Origin of the sequence: Micromonospora sp. SD12 (genome assembly GCF_052068495.1) — a bacterium.
In the GTDB taxonomy this organism is placed as follows: Bacteria; Actinomycetota; Actinomycetes; order Mycobacteriales; family Micromonosporaceae; genus Micromonospora; species Micromonospora echinofusca.
The window spans coordinates 36,688-59,146 of the sequence record NZ_JBQHDF010000012.1; the positions used below are offsets into that span (position 1 = coordinate 36,688).

Annotated in this window: 19 protein-coding genes; 13 read left to right on the plus strand and 6 right to left on the minus strand. The window is 74.9% G+C overall.

Annotated features, from left to right (window positions below):
* Nucleotides 1-29 precede the first annotated feature (29 nt).
* The 3 genes from ACTMS2_RS21295 (at nucleotide 30) to ACTMS2_RS21305 (ending at nucleotide 3,069) form a co-directional block, all read left to right on the plus strand.
* Nucleotides 30-1,433, plus strand: coding sequence for an MBL fold metallo-hydrolase (locus tag ACTMS2_RS21295; RefSeq protein ID WP_441176965.1), 1,404 nt, complete (start codon nucleotides 30-32; stop codon nucleotides 1,431-1,433).
* Nucleotides 1,434-1,585: 152 nt separating this feature from the next.
* Nucleotides 1,586-2,191 (plus strand): rhodanese-like domain-containing protein, encoded by a 606-nt coding sequence (locus tag ACTMS2_RS21300; protein WP_441176966.1) that lies wholly within the window; start codon nucleotides 1,586-1,588, stop codon nucleotides 2,189-2,191.
* The gene (locus tag ACTMS2_RS21305) at nucleotides 2,188-3,069 is read left to right on the plus strand and encodes a sulfite exporter TauE/SafE family protein (RefSeq protein WP_363624903.1); all 882 of its coding nucleotides are present in this window, start codon (nucleotides 2,188-2,190) and stop codon (nucleotides 3,067-3,069) included. The genes ACTMS2_RS21300 and ACTMS2_RS21305 overlap by 4 nt, the downstream gene beginning before the upstream one ends.
* Nucleotides 3,070-3,123: 54 nt before the next feature.
* Here ACTMS2_RS21305 and ACTMS2_RS21310 read toward each other — a convergent pair whose 3' ends face one another.
* On the minus strand, nucleotides 3,124-4,128 hold the full coding sequence (locus ACTMS2_RS21310; protein ID WP_441177001.1) for an alcohol dehydrogenase catalytic domain-containing protein: 1,005 nt from the start codon (nucleotides 4,126-4,128) through the stop codon (nucleotides 3,124-3,126).
* A gap of 130 nt (nucleotides 4,129-4,258) precedes the next feature.
* Here ACTMS2_RS21310 and ACTMS2_RS21315 point away from each other — a divergent pair, with 130 nt between their 5' ends.
* The 3 genes from ACTMS2_RS21315 (at nucleotide 4,259) to ACTMS2_RS21325 (ending at nucleotide 7,152) form a co-directional block, all read left to right on the plus strand.
* Nucleotides 4,259-4,972, plus strand: a complete 714-nt coding sequence (locus tag ACTMS2_RS21315; RefSeq protein ID WP_441176967.1) for a spermidine synthase — start codon at nucleotides 4,259-4,261, stop codon at nucleotides 4,970-4,972.
* Between the two features lie 72 nt (nucleotides 4,973-5,044).
* Nucleotides 5,045-5,260: a hypothetical protein gene (locus ACTMS2_RS21320; RefSeq protein ID WP_441177002.1), complete on the plus strand. Its 216-nt coding sequence runs from the start codon at nucleotides 5,045-5,047 to the stop codon at nucleotides 5,258-5,260.
* A 203-nt stretch (nucleotides 5,261-5,463) separates the two neighbouring features.
* Entirely contained in the window at nucleotides 5,464-7,152 is a 1,689-nt protein-coding gene (locus tag ACTMS2_RS21325; RefSeq protein ID WP_441176968.1) for a long-chain-fatty-acid--CoA ligase, read from the plus strand.
* Nucleotides 7,153-7,290: 138 nt separating this feature from the next.
* Here ACTMS2_RS21325 and ACTMS2_RS21330 read toward each other — a convergent pair whose 3' ends face one another.
* On the minus strand, nucleotides 7,291-7,656 hold the full coding sequence (locus ACTMS2_RS21330) for a hypothetical protein (RefSeq protein ID WP_441176969.1): 366 nt from the start codon (nucleotides 7,654-7,656) through the stop codon (nucleotides 7,291-7,293).
* 32 nt (nucleotides 7,657-7,688) lie between these two features.
* The gene (locus tag ACTMS2_RS21335) at nucleotides 7,689-9,506 is read right to left on the minus strand and encodes an acyl-CoA dehydrogenase (protein ID WP_441176970.1); all 1,818 of its coding nucleotides are present in this window, start codon (nucleotides 9,504-9,506) and stop codon (nucleotides 7,689-7,691) included.
* On the opposite strand from ACTMS2_RS21335, the gene ACTMS2_RS21340 reads away from it, so the two are divergent.
* Both ACTMS2_RS21340 and ACTMS2_RS21345 read left to right on the plus strand, forming a co-directional pair.
* A complete protein-coding gene (locus ACTMS2_RS21340; protein ID WP_441176971.1) occupies nucleotides 9,496-9,954 on the plus strand; it encodes a hypothetical protein in 459 nt (152 codons plus the stop codon). The genes ACTMS2_RS21335 and ACTMS2_RS21340 overlap by 11 nt on opposite strands.
* 14 nt (nucleotides 9,955-9,968) lie before the next feature.
* Nucleotides 9,969-11,534: a pectate lyase family protein gene (locus ACTMS2_RS21345; RefSeq protein WP_441176972.1), complete on the plus strand. Its 1,566-nt coding sequence runs from the start codon at nucleotides 9,969-9,971 to the stop codon at nucleotides 11,532-11,534.
* 173 nt (nucleotides 11,535-11,707) lie between these two features.
* On the opposite strand, the gene ACTMS2_RS21350 is transcribed toward ACTMS2_RS21345, so the two are convergent.
* The 3 genes from ACTMS2_RS21350 to ACTMS2_RS21360 all read right to left on the minus strand — a co-directional run bounded on the left by ACTMS2_RS21350 (nucleotide 11,708) and on the right by ACTMS2_RS21360 (nucleotide 15,387).
* Nucleotides 11,708-12,880 (minus strand): alanine--tRNA ligase-related protein, encoded by a 1,173-nt coding sequence (locus ACTMS2_RS21350; protein WP_441176973.1) that lies wholly within the window; start codon nucleotides 12,878-12,880, stop codon nucleotides 11,708-11,710.
* Between the two features lie 258 nt (nucleotides 12,881-13,138).
* Nucleotides 13,139-14,281, minus strand: a complete 1,143-nt coding sequence (locus ACTMS2_RS21355; RefSeq protein WP_441176974.1) for a fatty acid desaturase family protein — start codon at nucleotides 14,279-14,281, stop codon at nucleotides 13,139-13,141.
* A gap of 14 nt (nucleotides 14,282-14,295) precedes the next feature.
* Nucleotides 14,296-15,387, minus strand: a complete 1,092-nt coding sequence (locus ACTMS2_RS21360; protein WP_441176975.1) for a ferredoxin reductase — start codon at nucleotides 15,385-15,387, stop codon at nucleotides 14,296-14,298.
* A gap of 84 nt (nucleotides 15,388-15,471) precedes the next feature.
* On the opposite strand from ACTMS2_RS21360, the gene ACTMS2_RS21365 reads away from it, so the two are divergent.
* The 5 genes from ACTMS2_RS21365 to ACTMS2_RS21385 all read left to right on the plus strand — a co-directional run bounded on the left by ACTMS2_RS21365 (nucleotide 15,472) and on the right by ACTMS2_RS21385 (nucleotide 22,453).
* Nucleotides 15,472-16,710, plus strand: coding sequence for a PucR family transcriptional regulator (locus ACTMS2_RS21365; RefSeq protein ID WP_441176976.1), 1,239 nt, complete (start codon nucleotides 15,472-15,474; stop codon nucleotides 16,708-16,710).
* Nucleotides 16,711-16,939: 229 nt separating this feature from the next.
* Nucleotides 16,940-18,319, plus strand: coding sequence for a hypothetical protein (locus ACTMS2_RS21370; protein ID WP_441176977.1), 1,380 nt, complete (start codon nucleotides 16,940-16,942; stop codon nucleotides 18,317-18,319).
* Entirely contained in the window at nucleotides 18,316-19,398 is a 1,083-nt protein-coding gene (locus tag ACTMS2_RS21375) for a transporter substrate-binding domain-containing protein (RefSeq protein ID WP_441176978.1), read from the plus strand. The genes ACTMS2_RS21370 and ACTMS2_RS21375 overlap by 4 nt, the downstream gene beginning before the upstream one ends.
* A 20-nt stretch (nucleotides 19,399-19,418) precedes the next feature.
* Nucleotides 19,419-20,282 (plus strand): hypothetical protein, encoded by an 864-nt coding sequence (locus ACTMS2_RS21380; protein ID WP_441176979.1) that lies wholly within the window; start codon nucleotides 19,419-19,421, stop codon nucleotides 20,280-20,282.
* Nucleotides 20,279-22,453 (plus strand): tetratricopeptide repeat protein, encoded by a 2,175-nt coding sequence (locus ACTMS2_RS21385; protein ID WP_441176980.1) that lies wholly within the window; start codon nucleotides 20,279-20,281, stop codon nucleotides 22,451-22,453. The genes ACTMS2_RS21380 and ACTMS2_RS21385 overlap by 4 nt, the downstream gene beginning before the upstream one ends.
* Nucleotides 22,454-22,459 lie beyond the last annotated feature (6 nt).

Sequence of the window (22,459 nt, forward strand, 5' to 3'; positions counted from 1 at the left end):
GGGTATTTGATCCCACAAGGAGTACGGCAATGGCAGTTGAGGTGTCCGTCATCGCGACGTCCTCGCTCGGCGACCGCAGCTACCTGGCCTCCGACGGCACGGTGGCGATCGTGGTCGACCCCCAGCGCGACATCGACCGGATCCTGTACCTGGCCGGCGAGAAGGGCGTACGCGTCACCCACGTGGTGGAGACCCACATCCACAACGACTACGTCTCCGGCGGTCTGGAGCTGGCCCGGCTGACCGGTGCCCGCTACCTCGTCGCCGCGGACGACGAGGTCGACTTCGACCGGACGCCGGTCGCCGACGGCGACACCGTGCCCGTCTCCGGCGCGCTGCGGCTGCGGGTGCTCGCCACCCCGGGGCACACGTTCCACCACCTGTCGTACGTGCTCGACGAGGCCGACGACGCCGGCTGGCGCCCGGTCGGCGTCTTCACCGGCGGCTCACTGCTCTTCGGCACCACCGGGCGCACCGACCTGCTCGGCGGGCAGCACGCCCACGAACTCGCCCACCACCAGCACGCCTCGGCCCGGCGCCTGGCCGACCTGCTGCCCGACGGCGCCGAGGTGTGGCCCACCCACGGCTTCGGCAGCTTCTGCTCCGCCAGCCAGTCCGACGCGCCCGAGTCGACCATCGGCCGGGAGAAGCGGGCGAACCCCGTGCTGCGGCTCGCCGCCGACGAGTTCGTCACCGAGACCCTCGCCGGGCTCGACGCCTACCCGGCGTACTACGCCCACATGGGCGTGGCGAACCTCGCCGGCCCGGCGCCGGTGGACCTCACCCCGGTCGCCCGGGCCGACGCCGCCGAGCTGCGGGAGCGGATCGCCGCCGGCCAGTGGGTCGTCGACCTGCGCCACCGCAAGGCGTACGCCACGTCGCACCTGGCGGGCACCGTCGCCCTCGGACTCGACGGCCCGATGTCGACCTGGCTCGGCTGGCTCATCGACTGGGGCGCGCCGCTCACCCTGCTGGCGGAGACCGAGGAGCAGGTCGCCGACGCCCAGCGCGAACTGGTCCGCATCGGCATCGACCGGCCGGCCGCCCAGGCCACCGGCGACCCCGACCGCTGGTCCACCGAGCCGGGACAGCTCCGCGAGCTGCGCATGGCCGACTTTCCCGCGCTGGCCGCCGCCCGGGCCGGCGACACCCCGGCGGGGCTGCCCGCCCCGGACGTGGTGCTCGACGTCCGGATGACCAACGAGTGGACCGCCGGTCACGTCGAGGGCGCCGTGCACATCCCCCTGCCCGACCTGCCCGGACGCCTCGCCGAGGTGCCCGCCGGCACCGTCTGGGTGCACTGCGGCTCCGGGTACCGGGCCACGGCCGCCGCCTCGCTGCTGGCCAACGCGGGTCGCGAGGTCGTCGTGATCGACGACAAGTTCGGCCGGGCCGAGGCCGCCGGGGTCGCCATGAGCCCCGGCGACGCCTGACCGACCCGCACCGCCGCCCCCTTCCCTACGCGCCGGGCCGCCACCGGTCGTCCGCACGGTGTCGCGCGCTCGCCGCCGCCGAACGACGCCGATCGACGGCGGTCCGGCTCACCCTGCCCGCCCACGGGCGAGCCATCCCTGGACGAGGAGAAATGACCACTTCACCGAACGCCCTGCCCGCCACCCTCGACGCCGCCACGCTGCGCGAGCTGGTCGACTCCGGCCGCGCTCCCCGCATGCTGGACGTGCGCACCCCCGCGGAGTTCGAGACGGCCCACGTCCCCGGCGCCTACAACGTCCCGCTCGACGTGCTCAGGGAGCACCGCGAGGAGCTGCGGCGGCACCTCGACGAGACCGTGGTGCTGATCTGCCGTTCCGGTGCCCGCGCCGCCCGGGCCGGGCAGGCCCTCGCCGGCGTCGGGCTGCCCAACCTCAGGATCCTCGACGGCGGGATGACCGCGTGGCAGGCCGCCCAGGGACCGGTCCGACGGGGCACCCCCCGCTGGGAGCTGGAGCGGCAGGTCCGCCTCGTCGCCGGCTCGATCGTCCTGCTCAGCGTCCTCGGTTCGGTCTTCGTACCCGGCCTGAAGTGGGTCGCCGGCCTCATCGGCGCCGGCCTCACCTTCGCCGCCGTCACCGACACCTGCGCGCTGGGCATGCTGCTCGGCAGGCTCCCCTACAACCGGGGCGCGAGCTGCGATGTGGACACCCTCGTCGGTCGGCTCGGAGACCACCCGACGCCCCGGCCCCTGCCGTGACCGGCAGCCTCGCGCTGACCGTCGCGCTGGCCGTCCTCATCGGGGTGAGCCTCGGCCTGCTCGGCGGCGGCGGGTCCATCCTCGCCGTGCCGCTGCTGGTCTACGTGGCCGACCTGCCGGCCCGGGAGGCGATCGCCACCTCGCTGCTCGTCGTCGGGGTGACCAGCGCCGTCGGCGCGCTGCCGCACGCCCGGGCCGGCCGGGTCCGGTGGCGCACCGGCCTGCTCTTCGGGGCCGCGGGCATGGCCGGCGCGTACGGCGGCGGGCGCCTCGCCGCGTTCGTCCCGCCCGCCGTCCTGCTCGCCGGCTTCGCCGTCATGATGCTCGCCACCGCGACGGCCATGCTGCGGGGCCGGCGCGACGGCCCGGGGCGGCAGCGGCGTGAGCTGCCCGTGGCGCGGGTGCTCCTCGACGGCGTCGTGGTCGGACTGGTCACCGGGCTGGTCGGCGCGGGCGGCGGGTTCCTGGTGGTGCCGGCCCTCGCGCTGCTGGGCGGCCTGCCGATGCCGGTCGCGGTCGGCACCTCGCTCGTGGTCATCGCCATGAAGTCGTTCGCCGGGCTGGCCGGCTACCTGTCCACCGTCGACATCGACCCGGGCCTGGCCACCGCCGTCACCGCCGCGGCCGTGCTCGGCAGCCTCGCCGGCGGCCGGCTGGCCGGACGCGTCCGCGAGGACGTGCTGCGCCGGGCGTTCGGCTGGTTCGTGGCGGCGATGGGCGTGTTCGTCCTGGCCGGGCAACTGCCCGCACACCTGCGGACGGATCCCCTGCTGTGGACGCTCGGCGCGGCGGTCGCGGCGACGGCGGTCGCGATCGTCGGGGTACGCCGCCGGCGTCGACGTACCGGCCGGCCCGACCCGACGGCGGTCCGGCCGTGAGCGCCCCCGCCCGCCCCGCGCGAGGAGCAGCGGTACGCCGACGGACCGGGCCGCTCAGGGGCGCAGGATCAGCCGGATCGGGTTGCCCTGCTTGGTCTGCACCCGACGCACCGCCTCCTGGGCGTCGGCCAGCGGCAGCACGTCGCTGATCGACGCCGCCAGGTCGAGCCGCCCCTGCCGGGCCAGGGACACCAACTGCTCGACGTGCTCGCCCTCCGAGCCGTAGTGACCGAGCACCGCCTGCTGGAAGTAGTTGAACGGGCTGTCCGACGCGATCGTCACCGGCTTGTTGGCGATGCCCGCGAGCACCAGCCGGCCCCGGCGGCCCAACACGGTCAGCGCCTGCTCGCGCACGGCGGTGACGCCGGCGAAGTCGAACGCCACGTCCAGCCCCCGCCCGCCCGTCAGCTCCAGCACGGCGTCGCGGAAGGCGGCGTCGGCCGGGTCGAGCACCGCGTCGGCCCCCAGGGCCACCGCCCGCTCCCGCGCCGCCGCCAGCGGCTCCACCGCGATCACCGGGGCCGCGCCGACCAGGCGGAGCAACTGCACGGCGTGCGCGCCCAGCCCACCCACGCCCCACACCCCGACCGCCTCGCCGGGGCGGGTGCGCGCGGTGTCCGTCACCGCCGCCCAGGGGGTGGAGACCGCGTCGGGAATGACGCAGGCCTGCTCGAAGGGGAGGTCGTCCGGGATCGGCACCACCGTGCTCTCGCTGGCCACGGCGTACTCGGCCCAGCCGCCGTCGTAGTCCACGCCCCGGGTCAGCACGGTGCCGCGCCGGTCCCGCTCCCCCGCCTGGAGCAGCACCCGCTGACCGGGCTGCCAGCCCTCGACGTCGTCGCCGAACGCGTCGACGACCCCGGCCACCTCGTGCCCGAGCGTCACCACGTCGCCGGGCAGGTACAGCGGCGTGAGGGTGCCGTCGATCAGGTGCACGTCCGAGAGGCAGACCCCAGCCGCCTCGACCCTGATCCGCACCTGCCCGTCCCGCGGTTCGGGCACCGGCACCGGCTCCATCCGCAACGCCCGCTCCGCCAGGTGCAGCCGTCCGGCCAGCATGTCCGCCACCGCGCCCTCCCTGTCCGGCCCCCGTCGGCGGCCCTCGACGGGCACGCATACCCGCCCGCGCGGCAGGAATGCGCGTGCCGACCGCCGGGACCCGAGGTGCCGGCGGGTAGCATCCGGGCCCGTGGGCGTGCGATTCGAGGAACTGGCCTGGCGGGAGACCCCGATCGGCCTCATCAGCCTGCGTCGGCGCCGCGACCCGCAGCTCGACGTCGAGGTGTACGAGGTCAAGCTCGACGACGAGTTCCTGATGTCGAGCCTCTTCCCCGTGGCGGAGATCGAACTGGCCCGGCTGGGCCTGGCCCCCCTGTCCGGGCAGGGCCTCGACGTGGTCGTCGGCGGCCTCGGCCTCGGCTACACCGCCCGCACCGCGCTCTCCGACGAGCGGGTCGGCTCGCTGCTGGTGGTGGAGGCGATCGAGGACGTCATCGACTGGCACCGGCGCGAACTGCTCCCCTTCGCCGCCGGGCTGGCCGCCGATCCCCGTACCCGGTTCGTGCGGGCCGACTTCTTCGCCGCGGTCGCCGACGGCAGCGGGTTCGACCCGCGGGAGCCGGGGCGGCGGTTCCACGCCGTGCTGCTCGACGTGGACCACTCGCCGCGCAACGTGCTGCACCCGAGCCACGCCAGCTTCTACACGCCCGACGGCCTGCGCCGGCTCGCCGCCCACCTGCACCCGGACGGGGTGTTCGCCCTCTGGTCGGACGACCCGCCGGATCCCGACTTCGAGGCGACGCTGAGCGAGGTGTTCCGCACCGCGCGGGCGCACGTCGTCCCGTTCGCCAACCCGCTGACCGGCGGGCGCTCGGCCAACACCGTCTACGTCGCCCAGCGCTGACGGGGCCGCCCGTCGACGACAGCCGCGTCGCCGACGGCGGCATGGTGCGGGACGGACCGGGAAGGAGTTCCCGTGGGCCGCACGACGCGGTCGGAGCCACGGGAGGTGGACATGCGGACGTTGCTCTGGGTCGTCGGCGTCGTCGCGGGCGCGCTCGTCCTGCTCGGGCTGCTGTTGGAGGCGGTCCGCTGGCTCGTGATCATCGGCGCGGTCGCGCTGGCCGTGGTGATCGTGCTGGCGGTGGTCAAGGGCCGGCAGGCCATCCGCCATTCCGCCGGGCACCGCTGACGTCGAGCGCGGCGGCCCCGCCGTAGGTGGCGAGCGGTCGCCCGCAGGACCGGCCCGGCCACCCGCCGGGCGGCGCCGTCGGCGCCGATCAGCAGCATCGCCGCCAGCACCGGCCGGATCTCGTGGTGCGTCCAGGACGTCGGGACCTACGCGACCGTAGGTTACCGTGTGGTAGGACGATGGACGTACGGCGGAGGAGAGAGATGGACCTGAGCGCGGAGCGACCCTGGCTGCGCAGCTACGCCCCGGGCGTGCCGGCCACCGTCACGCCGTCCGACGAGTCGCTGGTCGACCTGCTGCGCGACGCCGCCCGCCGGTTCGGCCCCCGGGTCGCGCTGGACTTCTTCGGCGCCACCACCACGTACGCCGACCTGGACGACCAGGTGGGCCGGGCGGCCGAGGCGCTGCGCCGCCTCGGCGTCGGCCGGGGCGACCGGGTGGCGCTGGTGCTGCCCAACTGCCCGCAGCACGTGGTCGCGTTCTACGCCGTGCTGCGGATCGGCGCGGTGGTGGTGGAGCACAACCCGCTCTACACCCCGCAGGAGCTCACCCACCAGCTCGCCGACCACGGCGCCCGGGTCGCGGTGGTCTGGGACAAGGTCGCTCCCCTGGTGCAGGGGGCCGTCGGCGCGACGGCCGTCGAGACGGTGCTCGCGGTGGACCTGACCCGGGCGCTGCCCCGGCGCAAGCGCTGGGCGCTGCGGCTGCCGCTGGCTCGCGCGCGGGCCACCCGCGCGGCGATGACCGGGCCCGCGCCCGGAGCGCTGTCCTGGGAGCGGCTGGTGGCCGAGGCCGGCCCGCTGGCCGCCGCGCACCCCGCCCCCGGCCCGGACGACACGGCGCTGTTGCAGTACACGGGCGGCACCACCGGCACCCCGAAGGGCGCGATCCTGACCCACCGGAACCTGCGGACCAACGCGGCGCAGGGCCGCGCCTGGGTGCCCGGCCTGCGCGACGGCGAGGAGACGGTGTACGCGGTCCTGCCGCTGTTCCACGCGTACGGGCTGACGCTCTGCCTCACCTTCTCGGTGGGCATCGGCGCCACGCTGGTGCTCTTCCCCCGCTTCGACCTCGACCAGACGCTGGACACGGTGCGTCGCCGTCCGCCGACCTTCCTGCCCGCCGTCCCGCCGATCTACGAGAAGCTGGCCACGGCCGCCCGGGAGCGCGGGGTCGACCTCTCCTCGGCCCGGTACGCCATCTCCGGCGCCATGGCGCTGCCCCCGGCGACGGTCGAGCTGTGGGAGTCGGTCACCGGCGGGCTGCTCGTCGAGGGCTACGGCATGACCGAGACCTCGCCGGTCGCGCTCGGCAACCCGGTCTCCCCCGCCCGGCGGCCGGGCACGGTCGGCGTGCCGTTCCCGTCCACCGACATCCGCATCGTCGACCCGGAGGACCCGTCGCGCGAGCGCGCCCCGGGCGAGGCGGGCGAGCTGCTGATCCGGGGGCCGCAGGTGTTCGCCGGCTACTGGAACCGCCCGGCGGAGACGGCGGCGGCGCTGCTGCCCGACGGCTGGCTGCGCACCGGGGACGTCGTGGTGGCCGACGCCGACGGCTTCGTCAGCGTGGTCGACCGGATCAAGGAGCTGATCATCACCGGCGGGTTCAACGTCTACCCGTCGGAGGTGGAGGACGCGCTGCGACGCGTACCCGGCATCCGCGACGCCGCGGTGGTCGGCCTGCCGGGCGCGCACGGCGAGGAGGTGGTGGCGGCGGTCGTCGCCGACGAGGGCACCCAGCCCGACGAGGCGGACGTCCGGACGGCGTGCCGGCAGCACCTGGCCGGGTACAAGGTCCCCCGCCGCGTGGTCGTCGTCGAGGACCTGCCCCGTTCCCAGATCGGCAAGATCCTGCGCCGCGAGGTCCGCGACCGGCTGCTCGCCGACGGCTGAGACCGTCCCGCTCGCGCGGCGGGGCGAACGAACCGGCCGGCGGGACCCCAGCCTGGACCGGCGCCGGCCGGCGGGACCCCAGCTCGACCGGCACGGGTCACCGACCCTCGCTCGGGCGCGGCCGGACCTCCGCCTCCCTCAGCCGACGGGTGGGCCGGCCCGCAGGATGCGCCGGGCCCGGCGGCGGTCGAGCCAGCGCGGCTCGGGCGGGTCCGTCGGATCGCCGCCGAGACCGAGCTCCAGCAGGATCTGCACCCAGAAGCCGGCCGCGCTGAGCAGGTTGCGGGCGCGGCCCGGCTCCGGTGCCCCCGGCGGCAGCACGACCTGCGCCCAGCGCCAGGCCACCCAGGCCACCTCCCGATCCGGGTGGTGTCGTCCGGAGCGACTGAGCAGCCGGACCTCGCGCCGGGCGGGCGCCGGCAGCCGCCACCAGCGGCGCAGGATCTCCAGTCGCTCCTCGGCGCCGGCGGCGGACGGTGGGACGGACACGTCACCGGGGTTCATGACTGGCAAGGATAGGCAGGTGGCGCACGCCGTCAGAACCAGTCGTCGCGCATCTCCAGCGTGGTCCGGTCGAGGCTGTCCAGCAGGTCGAACTGGGCCGCCGTGCGGGGCAGCTCGTGCCGGAAGAAGAACCGGGCCGCCTGCCGCTTGCCGGCGTGCAGGTCGGCGTCCGGGCCGTCGCCGGGGCCGCCGGCCGCCTCGACCACGAGGAACTGCTCCAACCACATCCAGGCGATCACCACGTGGCCCACCGCCTCCAGGTAGACGCTCGCGTTGGCCAGCGCCACCTCCGGTTCGCCGGTGCCCCACAGCCGCCGGGTGACCAGGGAGACCCGGTCGAGGGCGGCGCCGAGCGCGGCGGCCAGCTCGGCGGCCTCGCCGCCGACCTTCCACGCGCGGGTGGTCGTGCCCCGGACCGTCTCCACGAGCAGCGCCAGCCCGGCCCCGCCGCGCATGGTGACCTTGCGGCCGAGCAGGTCCAGCGCCTGGATGCCGTGGGTGCCCTCGTGGATCGGGTTGAGCCGGTTGTCGCGCCAGTGCTGCTCGACGTCGTAGTCCCGCGTGTAGCCGGCGCCGCCGTGCACCTGGATGGCCAGGTCGTTGGCGGCCAGGCACCACTGCGAGGGCCAGCTCTTCGCGATCGGGGTGAGCACGTCCAGCAGCAGGCGGGCCCGCTCCCGGTCGGCCGCCTCCGGCGCGGTCTTCTCCTCGTCGAGCAGCCGGCCGCAGTAGAGGACCAGCGCCAGGGCGCCCTCCACATAGCTCTTCTGCGCCAGCAGCATCCGGCGTACGTCCGGGTGGGCGACGATGGGCACCTGCGGCGTCGCCGGGTCCTTGTCGGCCAGCGGGCGGCCCTGCGGCCGCTGGCGGGCGTACGCGAGGGACTTCAGGTAGCCGGTGTAGCCCAGGGCGGTGGCGCCGGCGCCCACCCCGACGCGCGCCTCGTTCATCATGTGGAACATCTGCGCCAGGCCCTGGTGCGGCTCGCCGACCAGGTAGCCGACCGCGCCGGGGCGCCCGCCGGGCCGGTGCACGCCCTCGCCGAAGTTGAGCAGGGTGTTGGTGGTGCCGCGGTAGCCCATCTTGTGGTTGAGGCCGACCAGCACGACGTCGTTGCGGGCGCCGGGCGCGCCGTCGTCGGCCAGCAGCACCTTCGGGACGATGAACAGCGAGATGCCCTTCACCCCGGGCGGACCACCGGGGATCCGGGCGAGGACGAGATGGACGATGTTCTCCGACAGCTCGTGGTCGCCGCCCGAGATCCACATCTTGGTGCCGTGCAGCCGGTACGTCCCGTCGTCCTGTGGCTCGGCGCGCGTGGTGATGTCGGCCAGCGAGCTGCCGGCGTGCGGCTCGGAGAGGCACATGGTGCCGAAGAAGCGCCCCTGCACCATCGGCCGAACCCAGGTGTCGATCTGCTCGGGGCTGCCGTGCGCCAGCAGCAGGTTGGCGTTGCCGAGGGTCAGCAGCGGGTACGCCGAGGTGCCGACGTTGGCGGCCTGGAGCCAGGCGAAGCAGGCGGCCTGCACGACGTGCGGCAGTTGCATGCCGCCGACCGACGCGTCCATGCCGGCACCCAGCAGCCCCGTCTCGGCGAAGACGTCGAGGGCCTGTTTGACCTGCGGGATGGTGTGCACCCGACGGCCGTCGAAGGTGGGCTCGGCGAGATCGGCGGCCCGGTTGTGCGGGGCGAACCGCTCGGTGGCCACCCGCTCGGCGAGCTCCAGCACGGCGTCGAAGGTCTCCCGGGAGTGTTCGGCGTAGCGGTGCCGCTCGGTCAGCCGGGTCACCTCCAGCCAGTCGTGCAGCAGGAAGCGCAGGTCGCGACGGGAGAGCAGGGTGGACGACACGGGTCTCCTTCCGTCGTCGGGCGGGCCGTCGGCCGCGGCGCGGCCGGGCGACGCCCTCGCGCAGGTCATCCTGACTGATCCGGCCCGCCGGCGCACCACCCCGCCGCGCCCACCGGACGCGCCGCGCCGCCGGACGCATCAGCCCATCACCCCGCAATCCGGGCACGCCCTTGCCATGGGCATAGACATCTCCCTATCCTCGCTGGAAAGCGCTTTCCGGGCAGCGGCGACGACGGGCGGCACCACGGGCGGAGCGGGCGGGAGCGCGCTCACGGTGTCCCGCGCCGGCACCGACGACCTCGGCGGTCGGGGCCGGCGGCGCGACCGCCGAGCGATCGACAGCGGGGCGAGTTCCACGCGGACGTCCACCGACGACCGGCCGGCGACGGACGGCCCCCGGCGGACCGCCGACACGACAGACACGCAGCAACACCCGTATCCGAACTGAGAGACGAGGCGAAGATGAGACGACCAGTCGCACTGCGACTCCAGGTGGCACTGGCCACGACGGCCGTCGGGGCCGCGATCGGCGTCGCGGTCCTGCCGATGCACGAGGCGTCGGCGGCCGCGGGCGCCGCCACCGGCTACGCGACCCAGAACGGCGGGACCACCGGCGGGGCGGGCGGGCAGACGGTGCGGGTCAGCACGGGGACCGGCATCCACACGGCCCTGTGCACCCGGCCCAGCAGCAGCACCCCGATCATCATCGAGGTCCAGGGGACGATCAACCACGGCAACACCGCCAAGGTGTCCGGCAACAGTTGCAGCACCGCCGCCGGCGTGATCGAGCTCAAGCAGATCAGCAACGTCACGATCATCGGGGTCGGCACCGGAGCCGTCTTCGACCAGTTGGGCATCCACATCCGCGAGTCCCGCAACATCATCATCCGGAACGTGACCGTCCGTAACGTCAAGAAGTCCGGCTCACCCACATCCAACGGCGGCGACGCCATCGGCATGGAGAGCGGCGTCCGCAACGTCTGGGTCGACCACGCCACGCTGGAGGCCTCCGGCGGCGAGTCGGAGGGCTACGACGGCCTGTTCGACATGAAGGACGACACCCAGTACGTGACCCTGTCCTACAGCATCCTGCGCAACTCCGGCCGGGGCGGCCTCATCGGCTCCAGCGAGAGCGACCGCTCGAACGGCTTCGTCACGTTCCACCACAACCTGTACGAGAACATCGACTCCCGTACGCCCCTGCTGCGCGGCGGCATCGCGCACATCTACAACAACCACTACGTGAGCCTGCACGAGTCCGGCATCAACTCCCGCGCCGGCGCCAGGGCCAAGGTGGAGAACAACTACTTCCGCAACTCCAAGGACGTCCTGGGCACCTTCTACACCAGCGAGGCCGGCTACTGGCAGGTCGCCGGCAACATCTTCGACAACGTGACCTGGTCCAGCCCCGGCAGCGACAACAACCCGGCCGGCCCCAACCCGCAGTCCAACACCACCGTCAGCATCCCGTACGCCTACAGCCTCGACGCGGCCAGCTGCGTGCCGGACGTCGTCCGCCAGACGGCAGGCGCCAACACGGGCCTGCGGGAGTCGAACGGCAGCTGCTCGCCGCAGACGCCGGCGCCGACCACCCCCGCGCCGGGGCCGACCAGCCCGACCCCGGCGCCGACCAGCCCCGCGCCGACGCCGACCCAGCCCGCCGGGCCGAACCTCAGCATCGGGGCCGGCTCCGACGGTTCCAGCAAGGCCAGCGGCACGAGCTACGGCAACGTGCGCGACGGCAGCCTGAGCACGTACTGGTCGCCGGCCGGCGCGACCGGGGACATCTCCATCAAGTGGGGTTCCGCCACCACGGTGTCCAGGGTGGTCATCCGTGAGCCCTCGGGCACCCAGGGCAGCATCGGGTCCTGGCAGCTCGTCAACCACGGCAGCGGCGCCGTCCTGGCCTCCGGCAGCGGGGCGGGCGCGATCACCTTCCCCGCCACGTCACTGGCCAAGATCACCTTCAGGATCACCAGTTCGGGCGGCAGCCCGAAGGTCGCCGAGTTCGAGACCTACGCCCGGTAGCGGCGCGGCCCGCCGTCCGGCCGGGCACCGGGGTGTCCCGGTACCGGCCGGACGGCGGACGACCCTCGCATCGACGCCCTGCCGTCGCGGATCGCCCTTCATCGGCAGGAAGGTCGTCGAGGAGGCGGCCGGAAGCGTCGGCCACGACGACGGGCGGCGCGCGGGCGGCGGGGTCAGCCCGCCTCGGCGAGCAGGCCGTCGACGAGGTCGCGGGGCAGCCCGTGGGTGTCGTGCAGGTCCCGGTAGTCCGCGTCCGTCAGCGGGCCCCGGGACCGGCGCCGCAGGACCACCGGCCGGCCGCGACGCAGCAGTTCCCGGAACCGCCGTTCCTCGCCGGTGAACACCTCGCGCACCTCGTCGACGGTCACGGGCTGGCGGAAGCTGTCGAGGGTGTGTCGCACCGGCGCGGTCGGCAGGTCGGACAGGGTCCTGGACGCCTCGTCGCGCCACAGCGTGGTGAGGGTCCGGCGCAACAGCCGGCGCAGCACGTAGCCGCGGCCGGTGTTCGAGGGGCGTACGCCGTCGCCGACCACCACCACGCCCGTGCGCAGGTGGTCGCCGACCACGCGCAGCGACGCGTCCCGCAGGCCCCACACGTCGCAGACGCCGCGCACCCACGGCACGAGCCCCTCCCCCTCGTGGACCGAGCGGTGCCCGCGCAGCACCATCTCCAGCCGTTCGAGGCCCATCCCGGTGTCCACGTTGGGCTGCCGCAGCGGCGTCAGTCGGCCGTCGCCGTGCCGGTGGTAGCGCATCCCCACGTGGTTCCAGACCTCCATCCACCGCTCGTCGGTGCCCGGAGTGCCGTGGGGCGGGCCGTCGCCGGTCCAGACGAAGATCTCGGTGTCGGGTCCGCAGGGCCCGGTCGGGCCGTTGGACCACCAGTTCTCCTCCCCGGTCAACTCCACGGGCACACCCAGCTCACCCCACGTACGCAGCGAGGGTTCGTCCGGGCCCACCCGGTCGTCGCCGCCGAAGACGGTCACGTGCATCCGGTCGTGCGGCACGCCGAAACCGTCACGCAGCAGTTCGTAGCCCCACCGCAGGCTGCGGGGCAGGTCGTAGTCGCCGAGCGACCAGGAGCCGAGCATCCGGAACAGGGTCAGGTGGGTGCGGTCGCCCACCTCGTCCAGGTCGGTGGTGCGCAGGCAGCGCTGCACGTTGACCAGCCGCCGGCCCAGCGGGTGGGGTCGACCCTCCAGGTAGGGGGTCAGCGGGTGCATGCCGGAGGTGGTGAAGAGCACCGGGTCACCCGGCGGCGGGATCAGGGAGCCGTCGGGCACGAGTTCGTGGCCGCGCTCGCGGAAGAAGTCGAGGAAGGTGCGGCTGATCGGGTCGTACGTCATGGCGGTGGCCTTTCCGGGTTCGGACGACCGGAAAGGGTCCGACCACCGGGAGACCGGCGGGCCGACGGAGACGAGAAGCCGGCGGACCGTTTCCGGTCGCCGGCGGGAGATGGTGAGGTCAGGCGGCGGCGACCGACGAGCGCGAAGCTCGCGCGGCCGCGGCGGCGAAGAAGCGCCTGATCTCCATGCCCCGACTGTACGCGGACCCGGCGCCGCCGCCCAGCGCGTTTCGCGGCGGGCGGCGGTGCCGGAGGAGGATCAGACCCCGGAGGTGGCGAGGGCCGGGGCGGGGCGCTCGTCGGCGCGGCGGGGCGTCTGGCGGTTGGGCAGCGAGAGCCGGACGACCTTCCGCCACGCCGAGAAGACCTGTCGGGGCAGCGAGCCGGTGGTGTACTTCAGCCCGTACCGGTCGAACAGGGCCCGCACCTCGGGGGCGATCTCCTGGTAGCGGTTGCTGGGCAGGTCCGGGAAGAGGTGGTGCTCGATCTGGAACGACAGGTTGCCGGTCATGATGTGCATCAGCCGGCTGCCGCTGATGTTGGCCGAGCCGAGCATCTGCCGCAGGTACCACTCGCCGCGGGTCTCGCCCTCGATCGAGCGCCGGGAGAAGGTCTCCACGCCCTCCGGGAAGTGCCCGCACATGATCACCGAGTGGCTCCACAGGTTGCGCAGGAGGTTGGCGGTGAAGGTGGCGGCCAGCGTGTGCAGGAACGAGGGCCCGGACAGCAGCGGGTGCACGACGTAGTCCTTGAGCACCTGCCGGCGGATCTTGCGGCCCACGGCACGCGCCCGGGCCCGGAACTCCGGCCTCTTGTGCCGGCCCTTGCGCAGGTTGCGCCCCAGCTCCAGGTCGTACGCGGCGATGCCGTACTCGAAGAAGCAGGCGTTGATGAAGTTCCACAGCGGCTGCCCCAGGTGGAACGGGTGCCACCGCTGGTCCTCGTCGACGCGCATGATGCCGTAGCCGAGGTCGTTGTCCTTGCCGAGGACGTTCGTGTACGTGTGGTGCAGCTCGTTGTGCGAGTGCTTCCACTGCTCGGCGGGCGAGACGTGGTCCCACTCCCAGGTGGTGGAGTGGATCTTCGGGTCGCGCATCCAGTCCCACTGGCCGTGCAGGACGTTGTGGCCGACCTCCATGTTCTCCAGGATCTTGGCCACGGTCAGGCCGGCGGTGCCCACGATCCAGGCGGGCGGGAAGAGGGAGAACAGCAGCACGACCCGGCTGCCGATCTCCAGCTTGCGCTGCGTGGAGATGACCCGGCGGATGTAGGCGGCGTCGCGCTCGCCCCGGTCGGCGACCACCCGCTCGCGGATCGCGTCGAGTTCCTTGCCGATGGTCTCGATGTCCTCGGCGGTGAGGTGGGCGATCGGGTTGACGGGCTTGTTCTGGATCACGGTCACGTCAGGTACTCCGGTCAGTGGTCGATGTCGCAGGGGCCGGCCGCCGCCGACACGCAGGTCTGGATGCGGACGCCGTCGCCGGGCACCGCCGTGGTCAGTTCCCCGTTACGCAGGTCCCGAACCGCGCCCTGACGCAGCGGCAGGACGCAGCCGAAGCAGATGCCCATCCGGCAGCCCGAGGGCATCAGCACCCCGGCGTTCTCGCCGGCGTCGAGCAGCGGGGTCGCGCCGTCGGCGGCGACGGTCACGCCCGAGCGGACGAAGGTGACGGCGCCGCCCTCGCCGGCCGAGATGACGGTGGGGCGGAACCGCTCCGTGTGCAGCCGGTCGCCGTGCCCCGCGGCCGTCCAGTGCTCCTCGAGGGCGTCGAGCAGGCCGACCGGGCCGCAGGCCCAGGTCTCCCGGTCGAGGTGGTCGGGCACGAGGCGCTCGAGGTCGGCCACGGTGAGCAGCCCGTCGCTGTCGGTGTGCCGCTCCACCAGCCGGATCGCGCCCCGCGTCGCGAGGTCCCGCAGCTCGGCGCCGAAGATCACGTCGTCCGGGGTGGGCGCCGAGTGCACCACGACGACGTCGGCGCCACCCAGCACGTCGGCGCGCAGCATCCCCATGACGGGGGTGACGCCGCTGCCCGCCGTCACGAAGAGCACCCGGGCCGGCGGCCGGCCCGGCAGCACGAAGTCGCCCTGGGCCTGGTCGAGCTGCACCAGCGTCCCGGGCCGGGTCCGGCGGACGAGGTGGTTGCTGACGACCCCGTCGGGGATGGCCTTGACGGTCACCGAGATCGGTCCGCCCCGGCGCTGCGGCGCGGAGGTCACCGAGTAGGCCCGCCACTGGCGTACGCCGTCGACGTCGACGCCGAGGCGGACGTACTGCCCGGGGGTGTGCCCGCGCCAGTCGCGGCCGGGCCGGATCACCAGCGTCGCCGCGTCGGCGGTCTCGGGGCGTACGGCGAGGATCCGCCCGCGCAGGTCGGCGCCGGAGCGCAGCGGGGCGACCATGTCGAGGTAGTCGTCGGGCAGCAGCGGGGTGGTGACCGACGCGGCCAGCCGGAGGATCCGGCCCCGCAGGGCCGCCTTCCCGGAGGGGTTCGGGACGGTGGTGGTCATGATTCGATGGTCGCCCGCCGAATGGCATAAAATCTTGACCTGCGAAGGTGAACCGGACGAGGCTTTTTGTGCGGAGGGAACAACGTGTCCGAACGCTCGGAGGCCACGCGGCGCGCGGCCCGGCTCGAGTTGGACGCCCGGGTGGCCGGCGAGCTGCACGAGCGGCTCCCCCTGCTCGCCGAGCGCACCATCACCGCCATCACCGCCGAGGTACCGAGCTACTCCGGCACCCTCACCGGCCAGATGCGCGAGAAGATCGAGACGGCGGTGCAGCTCGCCCTCGGCACGTTCCTCCAGCTCATCGGGCGTTCCCACGGCGGCGACCCGAGCATCCCGCTCGGCGGCGCGTTGGAGGCCGCGTACGCCCTCGGCAGTGGCGAGGCGCGTTCCGGCCGGAGCATGGACGCCCTGCTCGCCGCGTACCGCGTCGGCGCCCGGGTCTCCTGGCGGGAGATGTCCACCACCACCGTGCAGGGCGGGTCGTCGGCCGCGACCGTCGCCGAGTTCGCCGAACTGATGTTCGCGTACATCGACGAACTCTCCGCCGCGAGCGTGGCCGGGCACGCCGACGAGCTGGCCAGCGCCGGACGGGCCCGGCGGCGCAACCTGGAACGGCTCACCCAGAGGCTGCTTGCCGGGGAGCCCGAGGAGGCCCTGCTGCGCAGCGCCGAGCGGGCCGACTGGCCGCCGCCGCAGAGCCTCACCGTCGTCCTGCTGCCCCGGGCCAACCTCCGCGCGGCGCTCGCGCTGCTGCACCCGCGCACCCTGGAGAGCGGCGACGACCTTGCGGCAGGCGGGGCGGGCGAGGACCTGGCGGTGCTGCTGGTGCCCGACACACACGGCGACCGGCGGCGGCAGCTCGCCCGGGTGCTGCACGGCCGCCGCGCCGTGCTCGGCCCCGCCCGGCCCTGGACCGTGGTCGCCTCGTCCTACCAGCGGGCGGTCCGGGCCCTGTCGCTCGGCCTGCGCCCGGCCGACGACGGGCCGGCGCTGGACACCGAGGAGCACCTCGCGGAGCTGGTGCTCAGCACCGACCCGGAAGGGCTCGCCGACCTGCGCGCCCGGGTCCTCGCGCCGCTCGCGTCGCTGCCGCCCGGCACCGCCGACCGGCTCGCCGAGACCCTGCGCTCCTGGCTGCTGCACCAGGGCCGGCGCGACGACGTGGCCGCCGACCTGTTCGTGCACGCGCAGACCGTGCGCTACCGGATGGGCAAGCTGCGCGAGCTGTACGGCGATCGCCTGACCGACCCGGCGACGGTCCTCGACCTCACGCTGGCCCTGGCCTTCCCGGCCCGCGGCGAGGCCGACGACCCGGCGCCCTGACCCTCTCCGCGCGTGTTCGCACGGTCACGCTCAGGTCAGATACCGGACACACGTGTGCCGCCCGGGCAGCGGAAATGCCACCCTGGTCCTCCCCCGTCCGTGATCACCCGACCGACTGCCGGCCCTCGCGCCGACGGCCGCCGGCGGGGTGGACGGGGCCGCCACCGGTGCCGCGACGCCTTCCGCCAGGAGGGCGCCGGACGGGGCCCTCGCGAGCGGGAGGACGGGAATGGCGTCGCACACGGGGGACCAGACCGGGGCCGACCGGTCCGCCGGGCCGGCGCGCCCGGCCGGGACGGGCCGGCTCCGCGACGTCCTCCGGACGACCCCGGCGCTGATCGTGCTCAGCGGCGCCGTGCTGCTCGCCGCGCTGGCCGCCACCGCCGTCGTCGCCGTGCAGTCCCGCCCGTCGGCAACCACGCTGGGCGAACGCTCCGCCGCGACCGCCGTGGGCACCAGCACGACCGCCCGGGAGATCTACCAGGGCCTCGCCGACGCGGACGTCGCCGCCAGCGCCGTCTTCCTGCTCCCACCGACCGAGGACCGACGGGCCTCGTTGGTGGCCGCCTACGACGCGTCCGTGCACGAGGTCGAGCGCACGCTGACCGACTCGATGGGCAACGCCGTGGGCGACCCGGCCCGCCTGACCCGACTGGCGACGATCGCCGCCCGGCTGAAGGTCTACCGCGACGTGGTGTGCGCCGCCCTGCGGGTGGCCGGTCCGCTGTCCGCGACGGCCACGGGAAACCGGCGCCCCTGCCCGCCGGCGACGACGCAACAGGCCGGGACGGGCAGCCCGGCGGCCCGCGCGGTGCTCGCCTCCGCGTACGCGCGCCAGGCGTCGCACTACATGTCCACCGAGCTGCTCACCGCCGCCCAGGGCCTGTGGAACTACGACACCAGGCTGCTGCTCGACGCCCGCGCCGACGCCCGCCCGTGGCTGGCCGCGTCGATCCTGGTCCCGCTGACCGCGCTCGCCGCGCTGGTGGTGGTCCAGGTATGGCTGCGCCGGCGGACCCGGCGCCGGCTGAACCCGGGCCTGCTGCTGGCCTCGGTGGGCACCACGGCGGTCCTGGCCATGCTGGTCTCCTCGTGGTGGCACTGGCCTGACGCCGACCGGGGGTTCCCGGAGCTGGAACGGGCGATCGACGCGCAGAGCGCCACCCAGCAGCGGCTCGGCGCCCTGCTCGCCGGCCGGGCCGACGTCTACCTGGGGCTCGGCGCGAGCGTCGACCCGGCCGGGCACAAGGCGGACTTCGACAGCCGGGACCTCTGCCTCGCCCCCGCCGCCGGGCGGGAGACACCGGACCGGATCGACTGCACCGACCTGGAGGAGGACGTCTGGCCGGCCCGGCAGATCAAGACCCCCAACGCGTTCCGCGCGGCGGTCGACACCGTGCTCGCCGAGGGACCGGCGGGCCGGGCGTTCGTCGCCGCCGAGGGGCACCTGCTGACCGAACTGACCACCCGCAACGAGGAGGTCTCCCGCATGGTCGCCGACCTGCCCGAGGCGCGCCGCCACCTGGGCGCCGCAGCCGCCTGGGTGACCCTGCTCGCCGCCGCCGGTGTGGTCGCCGGACTGCGCCAGCGCCACCGGGAGTACCAGTGACCACGCCCCGGCCGACCTCCACGCGGACCCGACGCCGGGCCGCGTTCCTCGCGCTCCTGGCGACGCTGGCCGGGTGCGCCGCCCCCGCGACGCCGGCTCCCGCGCCCCCCGCGCGGCCACCGGGGGTGGCGACCGCGCCGACCACCGACGCGACCGGCGGAATCTGCCCCGTACGCCGCAGCTTCCCGCCCGACCCGACGCCCCCGCGCCGGATCCTCGACCGGGGCGAACTGGTCGCGGGCGTGGACCCGTCCGACGCCACCATGAGCCACTGGGACGCCAGCAGCCAGCGGTTCGAGGGCTTCAACATCGAGCTGATGCTGGCGGTGGCCCGCGCCCTCTGGCCGGCCGACGACCCGCGCAGCCGGCTCACCTTCAAGGCGGTGCCGCCCGGCCAGGGTGCCTTCACCATGCTGGACAAAGGTGAGATCGACGTCGTCGCCACGTCGCTCACGGCCTCCTGCGAGCGGGCCCGGCTGGTGCTGTTCTCCAACGACTACCTCGACTCCGGGCAGACGGTGCTGGTCCGCAAGCGCCCCGACGGCACACCCGAGTTCGCGGGCATGGAACAGCTCGGCGGCCGGCGGGTCTGCGCCGCCGCGAACACCACCTCGCTGGCGATGATCGCCGGCTACCGCACCACGGGAGGCCTGCGGCCGGTCCCGGTGCACGCTCCGCACCCGGTCGACTGCCTGGTCATGCTGCGTCAGGGCCAGGTCGACGGCGTCAGCACCGACGACAACATCCTGCTGGGCTTCGCCCGGATGGCCCCGGACACGACCCTGGTGACCGAGGCGCCCCGGGAGGAGCGGCGCTCCTGCGAGCACCACCGGGACGAGGACTGCACCTGGTTCACCGACGAGCCGCACGCCTTCGCGTTCCGCCTGACCGACGGCCGGGACCTGGTCGCGTTCGTCAACCACGTGCTGGCGCAGCCGCGTACGGCGACGGTGTGGCAGCAGGCCCACGACCGGTGGCTCGCCGGCCACCGGGACCGGGGCATGCCCTCGCCCGGGCCGGCCACCACGGCCTGGCCGCCGCCCGATCCCGCGCCGGCCACCCCCGCGCCGGCCGACTGATGGGCGGTGGGGGAATGGCCGTGCGCGAACGCCTCGACGCCGCCCTGGCCGCGCACGCCTGGGTCTGCGAGCACCTGCTCGACGTGCAGCAGCTGGTCACGGACGCCTTCCGGCAGCCCGACGGCCCGGCCGCCGCGCCCGCCCAGGAGGCCCGGGGCCTGCTGCACCGGCTCGGCTGCCTGTCGCTGGCCCTCGACCGGCTCGTGGACGACCTCGACGGCGTCGAGGAGCCGACGGGCGCGGGCGCTCAGGTGCTGGCCCGGCTGCTGGCCGACCCGTGCCAGGTCCGGTTCACCGCGGCCACCGGCGAGCCGGTGACCGTGGAGGCGATGAGCGTCCAGGAGATCCTGGTCGCGGCCCGCGAGCACGTGGCCCGGATCCGCCGGATCGTCGACGCGCACGGCCGGGACCGGCTGACGGTCCGGGCGCAGCGGCTGCGCTCCTCGGTCGAGCGGCTGCGGCGGCTCGCGGCGGAGGCCGCCGCCGAGGGGCTGGGCGACGGGACGGACCCGGTGGCGGCGCTCGCGGTCGACGCGCTGCTCGACCGGCTCGGCGCCGCCGAGGCGGCGGGCCGGGGCCAGTGGTGGCGCGGCGACGTCCAGCCGGAACGCGACGACGGGTCGCTGGGGGCCGCCGTCGACCGGGCGGTGGAGCGGACCGACACCGCGCGGCGCCGACTGCGCCGCGGCTGCCACGCGGAGCTGACCGGGCGGCTGGAGGCGTACCGGCAGAAGGCCGCCGACGAGGGCCGGGCCGAGCACCCGCAGGTCGAGCGTGCCTACCGGGAGGCGCTGGCCGCGCTGCGACCCGACGCCTTCGCGCTGACCGACGCGAGCCGGGCGGTGCGGGCCTACCAGCGGGCCGTGAACGGGGGTACGCGATGACGGTGAACCGCGACTGCGCGCAACGCAACTGCCCCGGCGCCGTCGACGAGGACGGGTTCTGCCGGCTGTGGGGCCACGAGTGCCTCGGCGCGGGCGGGGCCGACGTGGGTGGCGCGGCGGTCCGGCCGCCCGTGGCCGATCCGCGACCGCCCCGGACGACGTCGCGGCCGTGGGAGCGACCGGCCGTGCTGCCGACCGCGCGGCCCCACGACCCCCTGACGGCGGTGGTGTCGCAGGCGGTGGTGCCCGAGCACTCCCGCTACTGCGGCAACACGAGATGCCACCGGCACCGCGGTCCCCGGCTGCCCCGGGTCGCCGGGTTCTGCCCCGACTGCGGCACCCGCTACTCCTTCACCCCGCCGCTGGCCGACGGTGACCTGCGCGCCGGGCGCTACCGGATCGAGGGCTGCCTGGGCAACGGCGGCGTCGGGTGGGTGTTCCTCGCCCGCGACGAGGACATGGACGGCGCCTGGCGGGTGCTGAAGGGACAGCGCAACCCGGAGGACCGGGAGGCCGTCGCGGCGTTCGTCGCCGAGCGGCAGGCGCTGATCGCGCTGAACCACCCGAGGATCGTCACCATCACCCACGCGCTGCGGCCCGAGTCCGACCGCGACGGCGGCTACCTGGTGATGGAGTACGTCAACGGTGGCACCCTGGAGGAGGCGCGCAGCACGGCCGGACCGGGCGGCGGGTCCTGCGCCGTGGACGTGGCGCAGGCGCTGGGGTACGCCGTGCAGATCCTCGACGCCTTCGAGTACCTGCACGACCAGGGCTGGCTGTACTGCGACCTGAAGCCCGAGAACGTGATGCGCGTCGGCGGCCAGGGCACCAACGACCCGATCAAGCTGGTCGACTTCGGCGCGGCCCGCCGCATCGACAACACGGTCAGCCCGGCGTGGGGCACGGTGGGCTACACGGCGCCGGAGGTGGAGCGGCTCGGGCCGGCCGGTCCCAGCGTGCGGTCGGACCTCTACACCGTGGGGCGTACCCTCGCCGCGCTGACCCTGGTGCCCCGCTCCACCGAGGTGACCCGGATCCCGCCGGGTGCGGACCTGCTGCGGCTGCCCGTTCCCGCGCGGCTCGACCCGTTCCTGCGGCTGCTCGCCCGCGCCACCGCCGCCGAGCCGGAGGACAGGTTCGCCTCGGCGGCCGAGATGCGCGAGCAGGTCCGGGGCGTACGCCGGCAGGTCGGCTCCGCCACCGACGGCGTGCCCCGGCCGACCCGCTCCACCCTGTTCAGCCCGTCCACGTGCGCGTTCGCGCTGCACACCGACCGCGCCGCCCTCGACGTCGTGGAGATCATGCTCGGCCTGCCCGTACCCCTGGTCGACGGCACCGACCCGGCCGCCGGGTTCCTCGCCTCGCTCGGCGCCGCCGACCCGGCCGAACTCATCGAGCTGCTGAAGACCGCGCCGCAGCGGACCGCACAGGTCACCTACCGCGCCGTACGGGCCCACCTCGCCGCCGGACGGGTGGCCGAGGCGGGCCCGCTGCTCGCCGACTTCCCCGAGGACCTGCGGGACTGGGCGCTGTGGTGGCACCGCGGCCTGGTGGCCCTGGTGGGGCGGGACACCGCCACCGCCCGACGCCGCTTCGAGCAGGTCTACGGCTGGCTGCCCGGCGAGGTGTCCACCCGGCTCGCGTACGCGGTGGCCTGCGAACTCGACGGCGACCCGCGGACGGCCGCCGACCACTACCGGGGGGTGTGGGACGCCGACCCGGGCGTGGTGGGTGCGGCGTTCGGGCTGGCCCGCTGCCTGCTGGCGACGGCCGACGCGCGCAGCGCGGCCGACGCCCTGCTGCGGGTGCCGGAGTCCTCCCGTGCCTCGACGGTGGCGGTGACCTGCGCGGTGCGGATCCTGCTCGACGCGCCGGACGACGGGCGCCGGCTCGACGCCGCGCTCGACGCCGCCGCGATCGTCGACAAGCTGCCCCCGTTCGGCGAACGCGAGGAGGTGGAGGCGCACATCCTGCGGATCGCGCTGGACTGCGACCTGACCGAGGGGCGCCACGGCGACCGGCGGCTGTTCGGTCACCGGCTCGACGAGGACGCCCTGCGCCGCGCGTTCGAGCGCCGGTGCCGCTCCCGCGCCCGACGCACCGCCGACCGGCGGGAGCGGATCGCGCTCGTCGAGCTGGCCAACGCGTACCGGCCGGTGACGTGGTGGTGACCCCGG